Raw genomic sequence first — 15,587 nt, 5'->3', positions numbered from 1 at the left:
AGAAGTTATGACAAAAACAGCGATTTTTGCCGCGAGGCAAAATGAACCCTGTCCAGAATGCGGGGCCGAGCTGGTGATCCGCAGCGGTCGCCACGGCCCCTTTCTTGGCTGTTCCCGTTATCCCGAATGCCAGCATATTCGGCCGCTTAAAGCGCAGGCCGATGGCCACATCGTCAAGGTGCTGGAGGGGCAGCAATGCCCGAAGTGTCAGGCGACGCTGGCGCTGCGCCAGGGGCGTTACGGCATGTTCATCGGCTGCAGCAATTACCCGGAATGCGTTCATACCGAAGCGATTGATAAACCGGATGAAACCACCATCACCTGTCCGCAATGCGGCCAGGGCAAGCTGTTGCAGCGCAAGTCGCGCTACGGCAAGGTATTTCATTCCTGCGATCGCTACCCGGAATGTCAGTTCGCCCTTAATTTCAAACCCGTCGCCGGCGAGTGCGCCTACTGCCACTATCCGCTGCTGATGGAGAAGCGTACGGCAAAAGGCCCGACCCTTTGCTGTGCCAGTAAACTGTGCGGAAAACCCGTCGCAACCACAGAATAATCACACCATGAGCTCAGAACTTACCTCCGCCCTCGCGTCTATTATCGACGCTCTGAATAATCAACAGGTGATCGCTTATCCTACCGAGGCCGTATTCGGCCTGGGATGCGATCCCGACAGCGAGCAGGCGGTCAATGCGCTGCTGGCCTTGAAGCAACGGCCGTGGGAGAAGGGGTTGATCCTGATCGCCGCAGACTATGCGCAGCTAGCGCCTTATATAGATGACAGTGCGCTGAATGAACGGCAACGCGCCGCGATATTCTCCAGCTGGCCAGGCCCGGTGACCTGGGTGATCCCTGCACGGCCGGAAACGCCGCGGCTGCTGACCGGGCGTTTCAGCTCGCTGGCGGTGCGCGTCAGCGACCATCCGCTGGTGCAGCAGCTGTGCCGGCAGTACGGCAAGCCACTGGTGTCGACCAGCGCCAATCTCAGTGGGCAGGAACCTTGCCGCAACGCGGATGAAGTGACGCAGCAGTTTGGCGCCGCGTTCCCGGTATTGGCCGGCAGCGTTGGCGGCCGCCTTAACCCTTCAGAAATCAGAGATGCCCTGACCGGCGAACAGATCCGCCAGGGCTAGAGGTATGTGCATGGAGAAGTTTGCGGTATTCGGCAACCCTATCGGCCACAGCAAGTCGCCGCGAATTCATGCGCTGTTCGCTGCGCAGACCGGGATTGATCATCCGTATGGTGCGGTGTTGGCGCCGTTGGAGGGGTTCGAAACCAGCCTGCAGGCGTTTATCGCTGCCGGCGGTCAGGGCGCGAACGTAACCGTGCCCTTTAAAGAACAGGCCTATGCAGCGGCAACGGAGCTGAGCGAACGCGCCTCGTCTGCCGGGGCGGTGAACACGCTTAAACGGTTGCCGAACGGGGGGCTGTTGGGGGATAACACCGACGGTATCGGCTTGCTGACCGATCTGGAACGTCAGCAGTTGATCCGGCCCAAGGATCGTATTTTGCTGGTGGGCGCCGGCGGCGCGGCGCGCGGCGTGATTTTGCCGCTGCTGTCCTTTGGCTGTGAGTTGACGATCGCCAACCGGACGTTCAGCCGGGCGCAAGATCTGGCGCAGGCGTTCAGCCATCTTGGCGGGATCTCGGCATTGCCGTTGGATCAGCTTGGGCAACGGTCCTTCGATCTGGTGATCAACGCCACGGCTTCCGGCATCAACGGCGAGGTCCCCGCGTTGCCGAACGGCGTGGTTAACCGCCATACCCGTTGCTACGACATGTTCTATCAACGGGGGCCAACGCCCTTCCTGGCCTGGGCGCAACAGCAGGGGGCAACCGACTATGCCGATGGTTTGGGGATGCTGGTGGGGCAGGCGGCCCATGCGTTTCTGCTTTGGCATGGCGTAATGCCGGAGATCGAACCGGTGCTGCGTCAGCTGCGCAGCGAACTGGCGGCATAAACGGGGCCCGTTCCCGCCAGGGAACGGGAGCTTGTCAGATATCTTCCGACAGGTATTCGTCTTTCCAGCGCACATAGTTAGTTGAAGAGTAGACAAGCCCTTCCAGCTCGGCGGCGGTTAACGGGCGAACCTGGCGTGCCGGGCTGCCCATATAGAGATAGCCGCTGACCAGTCGTTTACCCGGCGCCACCAGGCTACCGGCGCCAATCATCACATCGTCTTCTATTACCGCACCGTCCAGCAGGATCGATCCCATACCTACCAGTACCCGGTTGCCGATGGCGCAGCCGTGCAGCATGGCCTTGTGGCCCACGGTCACGTCTTCTCCAATCAGCAAGGGGTAGCCTTCGGGATTATGTTCGGATTTGTGGGTCACGTGCAGCACGCTACCGTCCTGGATATTGCTGCGCGCGCCGATCTTTACCGCATTCACGTCGCCACGAATGGCGACCAGCGGCCAAACGCTGACGTCATCGGCCAGCTCAACGTTGCCGATCACCACGCTGGAGGGATCGATCATGACGCGTTGACCGAGTTTGGGAGAGTAATGAAGATAAGAGCGTACTGCATCGGACATGGTGATAGCCTCACGTCGGGATCATATTTACCGGCAATACTAGACGCTGCTGATGGAATTACAACCAGTCACAGCGGCGGAACCTGTGAAAAACGGCCCCGATCGCGCAAGATCCACCCGAAAGGACTGAAAAGTGTGCAAACGGAAAGAAAAGATCAAAAAAGGGGTTGTGCAAAAAACTCGGATCCCTATAATGCGCCTCCATCGACCGGGCACAACGGCAAGTGATTCGCTTCACGAGGCGGCCAGGAAGAAAGAGAAAAAATCCTGAAAATTAGGGTTGACTCTGAAAGAGGAAAGCGTAATATACGCCACCTCGAGTTAGCAAGCCAACGCGGCTAACTCACTGCTCTTTAACAATTTATCAGACAATCTGTGTGGGCACTCCACAAGACGATATCCAGTACCTTCGGGTACGAAAAAATATCAAGTCTTGAAGAGTGACTAACTGAAGTAAAATTCATGCAGTAACCTTTGAGCATCGCTTCACGAGTTGAAGCAAATCAAGCTTTTAATTGAAGAGTTTGATCATGGCTCAGATTGAACGCTGGCGGCAGGCCTAACACATGCAAGTCGAGCGGTAGCACAGGAGAGCTTGCTCTCTGGGTGACGAGCGGCGGACGGGTGAGTAATGTCTGGGAAACTGCCTGATGGAGGGGGATAACTACTGGAAACGGTAGCTAATACCGCATAACGTCTACGGACCAAAGTGGGGGACCTTCGGGCCTCACGCCATCAGATGTGCCCAGATGGGATTAGCTAGTAGGTGGGGTAATGGCTCACCTAGGCGACGATCCCTAGCTGGTCTGAGAGGATGACCAGCCACACTGGAACTGAGACACGGTCCAGACTCCTACGGGAGGCAGCAGTGGGGAATATTGCACAATGGGCGCAAGCCTGATGCAGCCATGCCGCGTGTGTGAAGAAGGCCTTCGGGTTGTAAAGCACTTTCAGCGAGGAGGAAGGGCGATGTCTTAATACGGCAGCGCATTGACGTTACTCGCAGAAGAAGCACCGGCTAACTCCGTGCCAGCAGCCGCGGTAATACGGAGGGTGCAAGCGTTAATCGGAATTACTGGGCGTAAAGCGCACGCAGGCGGTTTGTTAAGTCAGATGTGAAATCCCCGCGCTTAACGTGGGAACTGCATTTGAAACTGGCAAGCTAGAGTCTCGTAGAGGGGGGTAGAATTCCAGGTGTAGCGGTGAAATGCGTAGAGATCTGGAGGAATACCGGTGGCGAAGGCGGCCCCCTGGACGAAGACTGACGCTCAGGTGCGAAAGCGTGGGGAGCAAACAGGATTAGATACCCTGGTAGTCCACGCTGTAAACGATGTCGATTTGGAGGTTGTGCCCTTGAGGCGTGGCTTCCGGAGCTAACGCGTTAAATCGACCGCCTGGGGAGTACGGCCGCAAGGTTAAAACTCAAATGAATTGACGGGGGCCCGCACAAGCGGTGGAGCATGTGGTTTAATTCGATGCAACGCGAAGAACCTTACCTACTCTTGACATCCAGAGAACTTAGCAGAGATGCTTTGGTGCCTTCGGGAACTCTGAGACAGGTGCTGCATGGCTGTCGTCAGCTCGTGTTGTGAAATGTTGGGTTAAGTCCCGCAACGAGCGCAACCCTTATCCTTTGTTGCCAGCGATTCGGTCGGGAACTCAAAGGAGACTGCCGGTGATAAACCGGAGGAAGGTGGGGATGACGTCAAGTCATCATGGCCCTTACGAGTAGGGCTACACACGTGCTACAATGGCGTATACAAAGAGAAGCGAACTCGCGAGAGCAAGCGGACCTCATAAAGTACGTCGTAGTCCGGATTGGAGTCTGCAACTCGACTCCATGAAGTCGGAATCGCTAGTAATCGTAGATCAGAATGCTACGGTGAATACGTTCCCGGGCCTTGTACACACCGCCCGTCACACCATGGGAGTGGGTTGCAAAAGAAGTAGGTAGCTTAACCTTCGGGAGGGCGCTTACCACTTTGTGATTCATGACTGGGGTGAAGTCGTAACAAGGTAACCGTAGGGGAACCTGCGGTTGGATCACCTCCTTACCTAATGATATCGATTCGCGTGAAGTGCTCACACAGATTGTCTGATGAAAAAGTAACGAGCAATGCGCACCTGTTGATGTAATGAGTCTCTGACTCATGCTGATGCGAACCGATTAAAACGTTCAGTTTAATCGGATTTTCGTGTCCCCATCGTCTAGAGGCCTAGGACACTGCCCTTTCACGGCTGTAACAGGGGTTCGAATCCCCTTGGGGACGCCATTCCGATAATGAGTGAAAGACATTATCACCGGTCATGCGTGACCAAAAAATCTTAAAGATGACTCTTGCGAGTCGTGTTTAAGATATTGCTCTTTAACAATCTGGAACAAGCTGAAAATTGAAACATGACGGCTGAAACTTGTCCCTCCGTAGAAATATTGGGATAAGGAGTAACCCGTCATAGAGTCTCTCAAATGTTTGCAATGCGAAGTGTCGATTATTCATAAAAGACGCCTTCGGGTTGTGAGGTTAAGTGACTAAGCGTACACGGTGGATGCCTAGGCAGTCAGAGGCGATGAAGGGCGTGCTAATCTGCGAAAAGCGTCGGTAAGGTGATATGAACCGTTATAACCGGCGATACCCGAATGGGGAAACCCAGTGCAATTCGTTGCACTATCGTTAAGTGAATACATAGCTTGACGAGGCGAACCGGGGGAACTGAAACATCTAAGTACCCCGAGGAAAAGAAATCAACCGAGATTCCCCCAGTAGCGGCGAGCGAACGGGGAGCAGCCCAGAACCTGAATCAGTTCTTGTGTTAGTGGAAGCGTCTGGAAAGTCGCGCAGTAAAGGGTGATAGCCCCGTACACTAAAATGCATTGACTGTGAGTTCGATGAGTAGGGCGGGACACGTGACATCCTGTCTGAATATGGGGGGACCATCCTCCAAGGCTAAATACTCCTGACTGACCGATAGTGAACCAGTACCGTGAGGGAAAGGCGAAAAGAACCCCGGCGAGGGGAGTGAAATAGAACCTGAAACCGTGTACGTACAAGCAGTGGGAGCACCTTCGTGGTGTGACTGCGTACCTTTTGTATAATGGGTCAGCGACTTATATTTTGTAGCAAGGTTAACCGTATAGGGGAGCCGTAGGGAAACCGAGTCTTAACTGGGCGAATAGTTGCAAGGTATAGACCCGAAACCCGGTGATCTAGCCATGGGCAGGTTGAAGGTTGGGTAACACTAACTGGAGGACCGAACCGACTAATGTTGAAAAATTAGCGGATGACTTGTGGCTGGGGGTGAAAGGCCAATCAAACCGGGAGATAGCTGGTTCTCCCCGAAAGCTATTTAGGTAGCGCCTCGTGAACTCATCTTCGGGGGTAGAGCACTGTTTCGGCTAGGGGGCCATCCCGGCTTACCAAACCGATGCAAACTCCGAATACCGAAGAATGTTATCACGGGAGACACACGGCGGGTGCTAACGTCCGTCGTGAAGAGGGAAACAACCCAGACCGCCAGCTAAGGTCCCAAAGTCATGGTTAAGTGGGAAACGATGTGGGAAGGCATAGACAGCCAGGATGTTGGCTTAGAAGCAGCCATCATTTAAAGAAAGCGTAATAGCTCACTGGTCGAGTCGGCCTGCGCGGAAGATGTAACGGGGCTAAACCATGCACCGAAGCTGCGGCAGCGACGCTTAGGCGTTGTTGGGTAGGGGAGCGTTCTGTAAGCCGTTGAAGGTGGCCTGTGAGGGTTGCTGGAGGTATCAGAAGTGCGAATGCTGACATAAGTAACGATAAAGCGGGTGAAAAGCCCGCTCGCCGGAAGACCAAGGGTTCCTGTCCAACGTTAATCGGGGCAGGGTGAGTCGACCCCTAAGGCGAGGCTGAAAAGCGTAGTCGATGGGAAACAGGTTAATATTCCTGTACTCGGTGTTACTGCGAAGGGGGGACGGAGAAGGCTAGGCTAGCCGGGCGACGGTTGTCCCGGTTTAAGCGTGTAGGGGGGTGTTCCTGGTAAATCCGGAACGCTATCAACCCTGAGGCGTGATGACGATGCACTACGGTGCAGAAGTAGTTGATGCCAAGCTTCCAGGAAAAGCCTCTAAGCATCAGGTAACACAGAATCGTACCCCAAACCGACACAGGTGGTCAGGTAGAGAATACCAAGGCGCTTGAGAGAACTCGGGTGAAGGAACTAGGCAAAATGGTGCCGTAACTTCGGGAGAAGGCACGCTGGCGCGTAGGTGAAGTCCCTCGCGGATGGAGCTGAAGCCAGTCGCAGATACCAGCTGGCTGCAACTGTTTAATAAAAACACAGCACTGTGCAAACACGAAAGTGGACGTATACGGTGTGACGCCTGCCCGGTGCTGGAAGGTTAATTGATGGGGTCAGCCGCAAGGCGAAGCTCTTGATCGAAGCCCCAGTAAACGGCGGCCGTAACTATAACGGTCCTAAGGTAGCGAAATTCCTTGTCGGGTAAGTTCCGACCTGCACGAATGGCGTAATGATGGCCAGGCTGTCTCCACCCGAGACTCAGTGAAATTGAACTCGCTGTGAAGATGCAGTGTACCCGCGGCAAGACGGAAAGACCCCGTGAACCTTTACTATAGCTTGACACTGAACATTGAGCCTTGATGTGTAGGATAGGTGGGAGGCTTTGAAGCGTGGACGCCAGTCTGCGTGGAGCCAACCTTGAAATACCACCCTTTAATGTTTGATGTTCTAACTCGGCCCCGTAATCCGGGGTGAGGACAGTGTCTGGTGGGTAGTTTGACTGGGGCGGTCTCCTCCCAAAGAGTAACGGAGGAGCACGAAGGTTAGCTAATCACGGTCGGACATCGTGAGGTTAGTGCAAAGGCATAAGCTAGCTTGACTGCGAGAGTGACGGCTCGAGCAGGTACGAAAGTAGGTCTTAGTGATCCGGTGGTTCTGAATGGAAGGGCCATCGCTCAACGGATAAAAGGTACTCCGGGGATAACAGGCTGATACCGCCCAAGAGTTCATATCGACGGCGGTGTTTGGCACCTCGATGTCGGCTCATCACATCCTGGGGCTGAAGTAGGTCCCAAGGGTATGGCTGTTCGCCATTTAAAGTGGTACGCGAGCTGGGTTTAGAACGTCGTGAGACAGTTCGGTCCCTATCTGCCGTGGGCGTTGGAAGATTGAGAGGGGTTGCTCCTAGTACGAGAGGACCGGAGTGAACGCACCGCTGGTGTTCGGGTTGTCATGCCAATGGCACTGCCCGGTAGCTAAGTGCGGAAAAGATAAGCGCTGAAAGCATCTAAGCGCGAAACTTGCCTCGAGATGAGTCTTCCCTGGACCTTTAAGGTCCCTGAAGGAACGTTTAAGACTAAGACGTTGATAGGCTGGGTGTGTAAGTGCAGCGATGCATTGAGCTAACCAGTACTAATGATCCGTGAGGCTTAACCTTACAACACCGAAGGTGTTTTAGAGAGACGAATAATTTTCAGCGAAGTTCTTAGATTGGTTCTGGTGGTTACGCGAGTAACGGCCAAGAATGAAACAGAATTTGCCTGGCGGCAATAGCGCGGTGGTCCCACCTGACCCCATGCCGAACTCAGAAGTGAAACGCCGTAGCGCCGATGGTAGTGTGGGGTCTCCCCATGCGAGAGTAGGACACTGCCAGGCATCAAATTAGTGTGCTGATATGGCTCAGTTGGTAGAGCGCACCCTTGGTAAGGGTGAGGTCCCCAGTTCGACTCTGGGTATCAGCACCACTTTATTTAAAGTGGGTTTAGAAGTTCGGCAAAAAGAATCAAAAGAATTTGCTTGGCGGCAATAGCGCGGTGGTCCCACCTGACCCCATGCCGAACTCAGAAGTGAAACGCCGTAGCGCCGATGGTAGTGTGGGGTCTCCCCATGCGAGAGTAGGACACTGCCAAGCATCAAACAAAGTACAAAGCCTCATGCGAAAGCATGGGGCTTTTTACTTTGTCTGTTATTCAGTGCGCTGCTCGAGCATGGGCATGCGACCCATCCGTCGGGAACGGATGGGAACGCCGCTGGCGGCGGCCCTGCAGGGGTGAGTCTCAGGATGAGACGAATATTGCAGGACACAGCCAAGCATCAATTAAGCCAAGAGGCCACCCGCAAGGGTGGCCTTTTTGCTTTGCGCCTGCCAACCGCGCGCTCTGGTGCAATGAAACATTTTCACCTTCCCGTTGAAGACTCGACATCCGGTTAAAAAAACGCTATCTTCGGGCATCTAGAAGTCTAAACGTATAAACGGATGTGTGAGGATTAAGCAATGCCGATTCGTGTGCCTGATGAGTTACCTGCAGTCAGTTTCTTGCGCAATGAGAATGTCTTTGTCATGACATCCTCTCGGGCAAAAACACAGGAAATCAGGCCGTTGAAAGTGCTGATCCTCAACCTGATGCCAAAGAAGATCGAGACGGAAAATCAGTTTCTGCGTCTGCTCTCCAATTCTCCGCTGCAGATTGATATCCAGCTGCTGCGCATCGACAGCCGCGAGTCGAAGAACACGCCGGCCGAGCATCTGAACAACTTCTACTGCGATTTTGAAGACATTCAGGAGGAGAACTTCGACGGCCTGATCGTTACCGGCGCCCCTCTGGGGCTGGTCGATTTCTGCGACGTCGCCTATTGGCCGCAGATTGAACGCGTCATCGACTGGGCCAAAAACCACGTCACCTCCACGCTGTTCGTTTGTTGGGCGGTACAGGCGGCCCTGAACATCCTGTACGGCATTCCCAAGATGACGCGCGAAGAGAAGCTGTCCGGCGTTTATCAGCATCAGACGCTGCAGCAGCATGCGTTGCTGACGCGCGGTTTTGATGAAACCTTTCTGGCGCCGCATTCGCGCTATGCGGATTTCCCGACCGAAATTATCCGCCGCTATACCGACCTGGATATTCTGGCCGAGTCCGAGCAAACCGGCGCTTACCTGTTCGCCAGCAAGGACAAGCGCCTGGCGTTTGTAACCGGTCACCCGGAGTACGACGCACTGACCCTGGCGGGCGAGTATTGTCGCGATTACGCTGCCGGCCTTAACCCCGGTGTACCGCTCAACTACTTCCCCGACGACAACCCCGAACTCCCCCCGAAAGCTTCCTGGCGCAGCCATGGCCACCTGTTGTTTTCCAACTGGCTCAACTATTACGTCTACCAGATCACGCCATTCGATCTGCGCCGCATGAACCCCACTCTCGAGTAACCTTGTTCCCTGGCCGGCGGCTGAATCGAGGCCGCCGCGCCGCTATGCCCTCTTCAGGATCCTTCCCGCGCTTTCGATCTTTTGCCAAAACTCGTTTCACAACAACGCATTAACTACCTCCTCCTTGGTTATTGGAACCGGTTTCCTTACCGTTTTTTCATGTTATTAAAGCTAACAAATTGATAAATATAGGTTAATAAAATATTTTTCAATAAAATGGAAATCGTTTTTGATTTTTGTTTTTAGTTGAGTATTCTAGATCTATCGGGATGTGATCTGACCAGTTGAGGATCGTTTCATTCGCCCTGATCCACAGTGATTTCTGATGAAAAGGCGCCGGTCGCGGCGGTAATCGCGGCGCGCAACGAGAGGAAGGAGCAAGGCCATGACGCAACAGACAGTAGGCACGGAGTTAACGTTTACGCAGGGTTTCACCGCTGCAGAGCGGCAGGTGTTAACGGATGACGCGGTCGAATTCCTGGCGGAGCTGGTAGGGAAGTTTACGCCACGCCGCAACGAACTCTTGGCGGCGCGCGCCAGCGCGCAGCACAAGATCGACCAGGGTGCACTGCCTGATTTCATTTCGGAAACGGCTTCCATTCGTGATTCCGAGTGGAAGATCCGCGGCATACCGCAAGACCTGCGTGACCGCCGGGTGGAGATCACCGGGCCGGTAGAACGCAAGATGGTGATCAACGCCCTGAACGCCAATGTGAAGGTGTTTATGGCGGACTTCGAAGATTCTCTGGCGCCAAGCTGGGACAAAGTGATCGAGGGTCAAATCAACCTGCATGATGCGGTCAACGGCACTATCTCCTACACCAATGAAGCCGGCAAAATTTACCAGCTGAAGCCGAACCCGGCGGTGTTGATCGCCCGGGTGCGCGGCCTGCACCTGCCGGAAAAGCACGTGCTGTGGCGGGGCGAAGCCATCCCCGGCGGCCTGTTCGACTTCGCGCTGTACTTCTTCCACAACTACCGTCAATTGCTGGCCAACGGCAGCGGCCCTTACTTCTACCTGCCGAAGACCCAATCCTGGCAAGAGGCGGCCTGGTGGGGTGACGTGTTCAGCTTTACCGAAGATCGTTTCGATCTGCCGCGCGGCACCATCAAGGCCACGGTGCTGATCGAAACGCTGCCCGCGGTATTCCAGATGGACGAGATCCTTTATCACCTGCGCGATCATATCGTCGGGCTGAACTGCGGCCGCTGGGATTACATCTTCAGCTATATCAAGACGCTGAAAAACCACGGCGATCGGGTATTGCCGGATCGTCAGTCGGTGACCATGGAAAAATCTTTCCTCAGCGCCTATTCACGCCTGCTGATCAGGACCTGCCACAAACGCGGCGCCTTCGCCATGGGCGGCATGGCGGCGTTTATTCCGAGCAAAGACGCAGAGAAAAACGCCTGGGTGCTGAACAAGGTGCGGGCCGACAAAGAGCTGGAGGCTAATAACGGCCACGACGGCACCTGGGTGGCGCATCCGGGGCTGGCGGATACCGTGATGGAGGTGTTCAGCGGCGTGTTGGGCAACCGCCAGAACCAGCTGGAAGTGCTGCGCGAAAGCGACGCGCCGATCAGCGCCGCCCAGCTGCTGGAGCCCTGCGAAGGTGAACGCAGCGAAGCGGGCATGCGCGCCAATATCCGCGTGGCGGTGCAATACATCGAAGCCTGGATCTCCGGCAACGGCTGCGTGCCGATTTACGGCCTGATGGAGGATGCGGCGACGGCGGAAATTTCCCGCACCTCAATCTGGCAGTGGATCCACCACGAGAAAAGCCTGAGCGACGGCCGCCCGGTGACCAAGGCGCTGTTCCGCCAGATGCTGCAAGAAGAGATGTTGGTGGTGCGTGAAGAAGTGGGGGAAGCGCGCTTTAACGCCGGCCGGTTTGAAGAGGCGGCGCGCCTGATGGAGCGCATCACCACGCAAGACGAATTAATCGATTTCCTGACCTTACCCGGCTATGAACTGCTGGCCTGAACCCTTTCCTGACCTTTAACCCTACATGACTGAAAAGGATAAAAATTATGTCTACCTCTCGCAGCCAACAGATTCAGCAGCTGGAACAGGAATGGAAATCGGCCCGCTGGGAAGGCATCACCCGCCCTTACAGCGCCGAAGAGGTGATCAACCTGCGCGGCTCGGTGAACCCGGTTTGCACGCTGGCGCAGAACGGCGCCGCCAAACTGTGGGCATTGCTGAACGGCAAGGCGCGCAAAGGCTACGTCAACTGTCTGGGCGCCCTGACCGGCGGCCAGGCGCTGCAGCAGGCCAAGGCCGGCGTCGAGGCTATCTACCTCTCCGGGTGGCAGGTGGCGGCGGACGCCAACAGCGCGGCCGCGATGTATCCGGATCAGTCGCTGTATCCGGTAGACTCGGTGCCAAAGGTGGTGGAGCGCATCAACAATACCTTCCGCCGCGCCGATCAGATCCAGTGGGCCAACAAGATTGAGCCGGGCAGCAAAGGCTACACCGATTTCTTCCTGCCGATCGTGGCGGATGCCGAAGCCGGCTTCGGCGGCGTGTTGAACGCCTTCGAACTGATGAAGGCGATGATTGAAGCGGGCGCCGCCGGGGTGCACTTCGAAGACCAACTGGCGGCGGTGAAAAAGTGCGGCCACATGGGCGGCAAGGTGCTGGTGCCGACGCAGGAAGCGGTGCAGAAGCTGGTTGCCGCCCGCCTGGCGGCCGACGTGCTCGGCGTGCCGACGCTGGTGATCGCCCGCACCGACGCCGATGCGGCTGACCTGCTGACGTCCGACTGCGACCCGTACGACAGCGCCTTCGTGACCGGCGATCGCACCGCCGAAGGTTTCTTCCGCACCCATGCCGGCATCGAGCAGGCGATCAGCCGCGGTCTGGCCTACGCCCCTTACGCCGACATGGTGTGGTGCGAAACCTCTACGCCGGATCTGGCGGCGGCCCAGCGCTTTGCCGACGCCATCCACGCCGAATTCCCGGGCAAGCTGCTGGCTTACAACTGTTCGCCGTCGTTCAACTGGAAGAAGAACCTGGACGACCAGACCATCGCCCGCTTCCAACAGGCGCTGTCGGATATGGGCTACAAATACCAGTTCATTACCCTGGCGGGCATCCACAGCATGTGGTTCAACATGTTCGACCTGGCGCACGCCTACGCGCAGGGCGAGGGCATGAAGCACTACGTCGAGAAAGTCCAGCAGCCGGAATTCGCCGCCGTCGAGCGCGGTTACACCTTCGCCTCGCACCAGCAGGAAGTGGGCACCGGCTACTTCGACAAGGTCACCACCGTCATCCAGGGCGGCGCCTCCTCGGTCACCGCGCTGACCGGTTCGACGGAAGAGCAGCAGTTCTGAAGCGGCAACGCTGACAAGGTATAACCCGGAGCCTGCGTTTGCAGGCTCTGTTTTCTGGCGAGGGTAAAGATGGCGGCAAAACTGGAGTTATTGATCGCACAGACGATCCTGCAGGGCTTCGATGCGCAGTACGGCCGCTTTCTCGAGGTGACCGCCGGCGCGCAGCAGCGCTTCGAGCAGGCGGACTGGCCGGCGGTGCAGCAGGCGATGAAAAAGCGCATCCATCTGTACGACCATCACGTCGGCCTGGTGGTGGAACAGCTGAAGTGCATCACCGGGCAGCAGGTTTTCGACGCCGGCTTTCCCAGCCGGGTGAAGGCGGTCTATACCGACCTGCTGCCGGACTACCCGCGTTTCGAGATTGCCGAAAGCTTCTTCAATTCGGTTTACTGCCGGCTGTTCCGCCATCGCGAGCTGACGCCGGAAAAGCTGTTCGTGTTCAGTTCGCAGCCTGAGCGGCGCTTTCGCGACATTCCGCGCCCGCTGGCGCGCGATTTCACCGCCGAGGGCGACCTGCCCGCCATGCTGCGCAGCCTGCTGACCGATCTGCCCTTGCGCCTGCCGTGGGAGGATCTGGCGCGCGATATCCGTTACATCACGCAGGCGCTGCAGCAAACCTTCAGCGCCCGGCAGCTGGCCGGGGCGACCTTCCAAATCGCCAACGAACTGTTTTACCGCAACAAGGCCGCCTGGCTGGTCGGCAAGCTGCGGTTGACGGACGGCGTCTACCCGTTTCTGTTGCCGATCCACCACAGCGATTCGGGCGCGCTGTTTATCGATACCTGCCTGACCAGCAAGGCCGAGGCCAGCATCGTGTTCGGCTTCGCCCGCTCCTATTTTATGGTTTACGCCCCGCTGCCGGCGGCGATGGTCGAATGGCTGCGCGAGATCCTGCCGGGCAAGACCACCGCCGAGCTGTATATGGCGATCGGCTGCCAGAAGCACGGCAAAACCGAGTGTTACCGCGAATACCTGACGTTTATGGCCCGGTCGCAGGAGCAGTTCATCATCGCGCCGGGGGTCAAGGGCATGGTGATGCTGGTGTTTACCCTGCCGTCGTTCGATCGGGTGTTCAAGGTGATCAAAGACGAGTTCGCGCCGCAAAAAGAGGTCACCCAGGCGCAGGTGATGGCCTGCTATCAGCTGGTCAAGGAGCACGACCGCGTCGGCCGCATGGCGGATACTCAGGAATACGAAAATTTCGTGGTCGACAAGGCGCGCATCAGCCCGGAGCTGTTGGCCGAGCTGCAGCGCGAGGTGCCGGGCAAGCTGGAAGATCTCGGCGACCGTATCCTGATCAGGCACCTGTATATGGAACGGCGCATGACGCCGCTGAACCTGTACCTGGAGCAGGCCAACGAACAACAGCTGCACGACGCGATCGAAGAGTACGGCAACGCCATCAAGCAGCTGGCGGCCGCCAATATCTTCCCCGGCGACATGCTGTTCAAGAACTTTGGCGTCACCCGCCACGGGCGGGTGGTGTTCTACGATTACGACGAAATTTGCTATATGACCGAGGTGAATTTCCGCGATATTCCGCCGCCGCGTTACCCGGAAGATGAGCTGGCCAGCGAGCCCTGGTACAGCATTTCACCGAACGACGTGTTTCCGGAGGAGTTTCGCCATTTCCTGTGCGGCGACCGGCGCATTCGCCAGGTATTTGAAGAGATGCACAGCGATCTGTTCGAGGCGGACTACTGGCGCGGCCTGCAGCAGCGCATCCGCGAAGGGCATGTGGAGGACGTATTCGCCTACCGCAAGAAACGGCGGTTCAGCCAGCGCAGCGGGGCGGCATTGCCGGCCACCTCCGCCGCGCTGTAACCCGGGGCTGTCAGGCGACGGCACCCGCCACGGCGGCGCGCGCCAGTTCGGTGATGCGCGCGTAGTCGCCGCTTTCCAACGCATCCGCCGGCACCAGCCAGGAACCGCCGATGCACAGCACGCTGTTCAGCGCCAGGTAGCTGCGGTAGTTGTCAGGGGAAATGCCGCCGGTCGGGCAGAAGCGCACCTGCGGGAACGGGCCGCCAATCGCCTGCAGCGCCTTCACGCCGCCGTTGGCCTCCGCCGGGAAGAACTTGAACTCGCGTAGCCCATGGTCCATGCCGAGCATCAGCTCGGAAACGGTGCTGATGCCCGGAATCAAAGGAATTGAACCGGCGGTCGCCGCCTGCAGCAGATCGGCGGTCAGGCCCGGGCTGATGGCGAACTGCGCACCGGCCTCGGTCACTGCCTGCAGCTGCTGCGGGTTGATCACCGTCCCGGCGCCGATGATGGCGTCAGGCACCTCTTTGGCGATGGCGCGGATGGCCTCCATGGCGCAGGCGGTGCGCAGCGTCACTTCCAGCACCCGCACGCCGCCGGCGACCAGGGCTTTCGCCAACGGCACGGCGTGTTCCAGCTTGTTGATCACGATGACCGGCACCACAGGGCCCGCGGTCATGATTTGCTCAGCGCTTGTCTTCCAATTGTTCATTATGACGTTCTCCGGTTATGGCCGCCGCCACCGGGCTGCGC

Annotated in this window: 9 protein-coding genes, 2 tRNA genes and 4 rRNA genes; 13 read left to right on the top strand and 2 right to left on the bottom strand. The window is 57.1% G+C overall.

Annotation, left to right across the window (positions count from 1 at the left end):
* The first annotated feature begins 7 nt into the window (after window positions 1-7).
* From CKW09_RS22370 to aroE, 3 genes are read left to right on the top strand one after another with little or no spacing between them, the layout of a single operon-like run.
* Window positions 8-553 carry a DNA topoisomerase family protein gene (locus CKW09_RS22370; protein WP_095099543.1) on the top strand — a complete coding sequence of 182 codons (546 nt, stop codon included), beginning with the start codon at window positions 8-10 and terminating at the stop codon, window positions 551-553.
* Between the two features lie 7 nt (window positions 554-560).
* Complete coding sequence (gene tsaC / locus CKW09_RS22365; RefSeq protein WP_061800493.1) at window positions 561-1,130, top strand: L-threonylcarbamoyladenylate synthase type 1 TsaC; 570 nt, start codon at window positions 561-563, stop codon at window positions 1,128-1,130.
* 10 nt (window positions 1,131-1,140) lie between these two features.
* Window positions 1,141-1,959, top strand: a complete 819-nt coding sequence (gene aroE / locus CKW09_RS22360; protein WP_061800494.1) for a shikimate dehydrogenase — start codon at window positions 1,141-1,143, stop codon at window positions 1,957-1,959.
* 34 nt (window positions 1,960-1,993) lie between these two features.
* Here the strand turns inward: aroE and CKW09_RS22355 are convergent, their stop codons facing one another.
* Window positions 1,994-2,536, bottom strand: a complete 543-nt coding sequence (locus CKW09_RS22355) for a gamma carbonic anhydrase family protein (protein WP_061800496.1) — start codon at window positions 2,534-2,536, stop codon at window positions 1,994-1,996.
* 512 nt (window positions 2,537-3,048) lie between these two features.
* Between CKW09_RS22355 and CKW09_RS22350 the strand changes: the two genes are divergently transcribed.
* From CKW09_RS22350 to aceK, 10 genes are all read left to right on the top strand, one after another.
* Window positions 3,049-4,590 (top strand): 16S ribosomal RNA (locus CKW09_RS22350).
* A 143-nt stretch (window positions 4,591-4,733) separates the two neighbouring features.
* A tRNA-Glu gene (locus CKW09_RS22345) sits at window positions 4,734-4,809 on the top strand.
* Window positions 4,810-5,056: 247 nt separating this feature from the next.
* Window positions 5,057-7,964: ribosomal RNA gene (locus CKW09_RS22340) — 23S ribosomal RNA — on the top strand.
* Window positions 7,965-8,066: 102 nt separating this feature from the next.
* A 5S ribosomal RNA gene (rrf, locus tag CKW09_RS22335) occupies window positions 8,067-8,182 on the top strand.
* A gap of 13 nt (window positions 8,183-8,195) precedes the next feature.
* Window positions 8,196-8,271: transfer RNA gene (locus CKW09_RS22330), tRNA-Thr, on the top strand.
* 51 nt (window positions 8,272-8,322) lie between these two features.
* Window positions 8,323-8,438: ribosomal RNA gene (rrf, locus tag CKW09_RS22325) — 5S ribosomal RNA — on the top strand.
* The 16S, 23S and 5S rRNA genes sit together here with 2 tRNA genes alongside, the layout of an rRNA operon.
* A gap of 363 nt (window positions 8,439-8,801) precedes the next feature.
* The gene (gene metA, locus CKW09_RS22320) at window positions 8,802-9,731 is read left to right on the top strand and encodes a homoserine O-acetyltransferase MetA (protein WP_095099539.1); all 930 of its coding nucleotides are present in this window, start codon (window positions 8,802-8,804) and stop codon (window positions 9,729-9,731) included.
* A 385-nt stretch (window positions 9,732-10,116) separates the two neighbouring features.
* Complete coding sequence (aceB, locus tag CKW09_RS22315; protein WP_095099534.1) at window positions 10,117-11,715, top strand: malate synthase A; 1,599 nt, start codon at window positions 10,117-10,119, stop codon at window positions 11,713-11,715.
* A gap of 47 nt (window positions 11,716-11,762) precedes the next feature.
* Window positions 11,763-13,070 carry an isocitrate lyase gene (gene aceA, locus CKW09_RS22310; RefSeq protein WP_061799231.1) on the top strand — a complete coding sequence of 436 codons (1,308 nt, stop codon included), beginning with the start codon at window positions 11,763-11,765 and terminating at the stop codon, window positions 13,068-13,070.
* A gap of 69 nt (window positions 13,071-13,139) precedes the next feature.
* Window positions 13,140-14,894 (top strand): bifunctional isocitrate dehydrogenase kinase/phosphatase, encoded by a 1,755-nt coding sequence (gene aceK, locus CKW09_RS22305; RefSeq protein WP_061799229.1) that lies wholly within the window; start codon window positions 13,140-13,142, stop codon window positions 14,892-14,894.
* A gap of 10 nt (window positions 14,895-14,904) precedes the next feature.
* Here aceK and CKW09_RS22300 read toward each other — a convergent pair whose 3' ends face one another.
* The gene (locus CKW09_RS22300) at window positions 14,905-15,546 is read right to left on the bottom strand and encodes a bifunctional 4-hydroxy-2-oxoglutarate aldolase/2-dehydro-3-deoxy-phosphogluconate aldolase (RefSeq protein WP_061799228.1); all 642 of its coding nucleotides are present in this window, start codon (window positions 15,544-15,546) and stop codon (window positions 14,905-14,907) included.
* Window positions 15,547-15,587: the final 41 nt, after the last annotated feature.

It is taken from the genome of Serratia ficaria (assembly GCF_900187015.1).
Lineage (GTDB): Bacteria > Pseudomonadota > Gammaproteobacteria > Enterobacterales > Enterobacteriaceae > Serratia > Serratia ficaria.
Note: the sequence above shows the minus strand (reverse complement) of the source record. Positions and strands in the feature narration are given on the sequence as shown.

Bases quoted from the DNA above. Each gene is read 5' to 3' on its own strand.
- CKW09_RS22370 (WP_095099543.1), top strand. From the start codon at position 8: ATGACAAAAACAGCGATTTTTGCCGCGAGGCAAAATGAACCCTGTCCA.
- tsaC (WP_061800493.1), top strand. From the start codon at position 561: ATGAGCTCAGAACTTACCTCCGCCCTCGCGTCTATTATCGACGCTCTG.
- aroE (WP_061800494.1), top strand. From the start codon at position 1,141: ATGGAGAAGTTTGCGGTATTCGGCAACCCTATCGGCCACAGCAAGTCG.
- CKW09_RS22355 (WP_061800496.1), bottom strand. From the start codon at position 2,536: ATGTCCGATGCAGTACGCTCTTATCTTCATTACTCTCCCAAACTCGGT.
- metA (WP_095099539.1), top strand. From the start codon at position 8,802: ATGCCGATTCGTGTGCCTGATGAGTTACCTGCAGTCAGTTTCTTGCGC.
- aceB (WP_095099534.1), top strand. From the start codon at position 10,117: ATGACGCAACAGACAGTAGGCACGGAGTTAACGTTTACGCAGGGTTTC.
- aceA (WP_061799231.1), top strand. From the start codon at position 11,763: ATGTCTACCTCTCGCAGCCAACAGATTCAGCAGCTGGAACAGGAATGG.
- aceK (WP_061799229.1), top strand. From the start codon at position 13,140: ATGGCGGCAAAACTGGAGTTATTGATCGCACAGACGATCCTGCAGGGC.
- CKW09_RS22300 (WP_061799228.1), bottom strand. From the start codon at position 15,546: ATGAACAATTGGAAGACAAGCGCTGAGCAAATCATGACCGCGGGCCCT.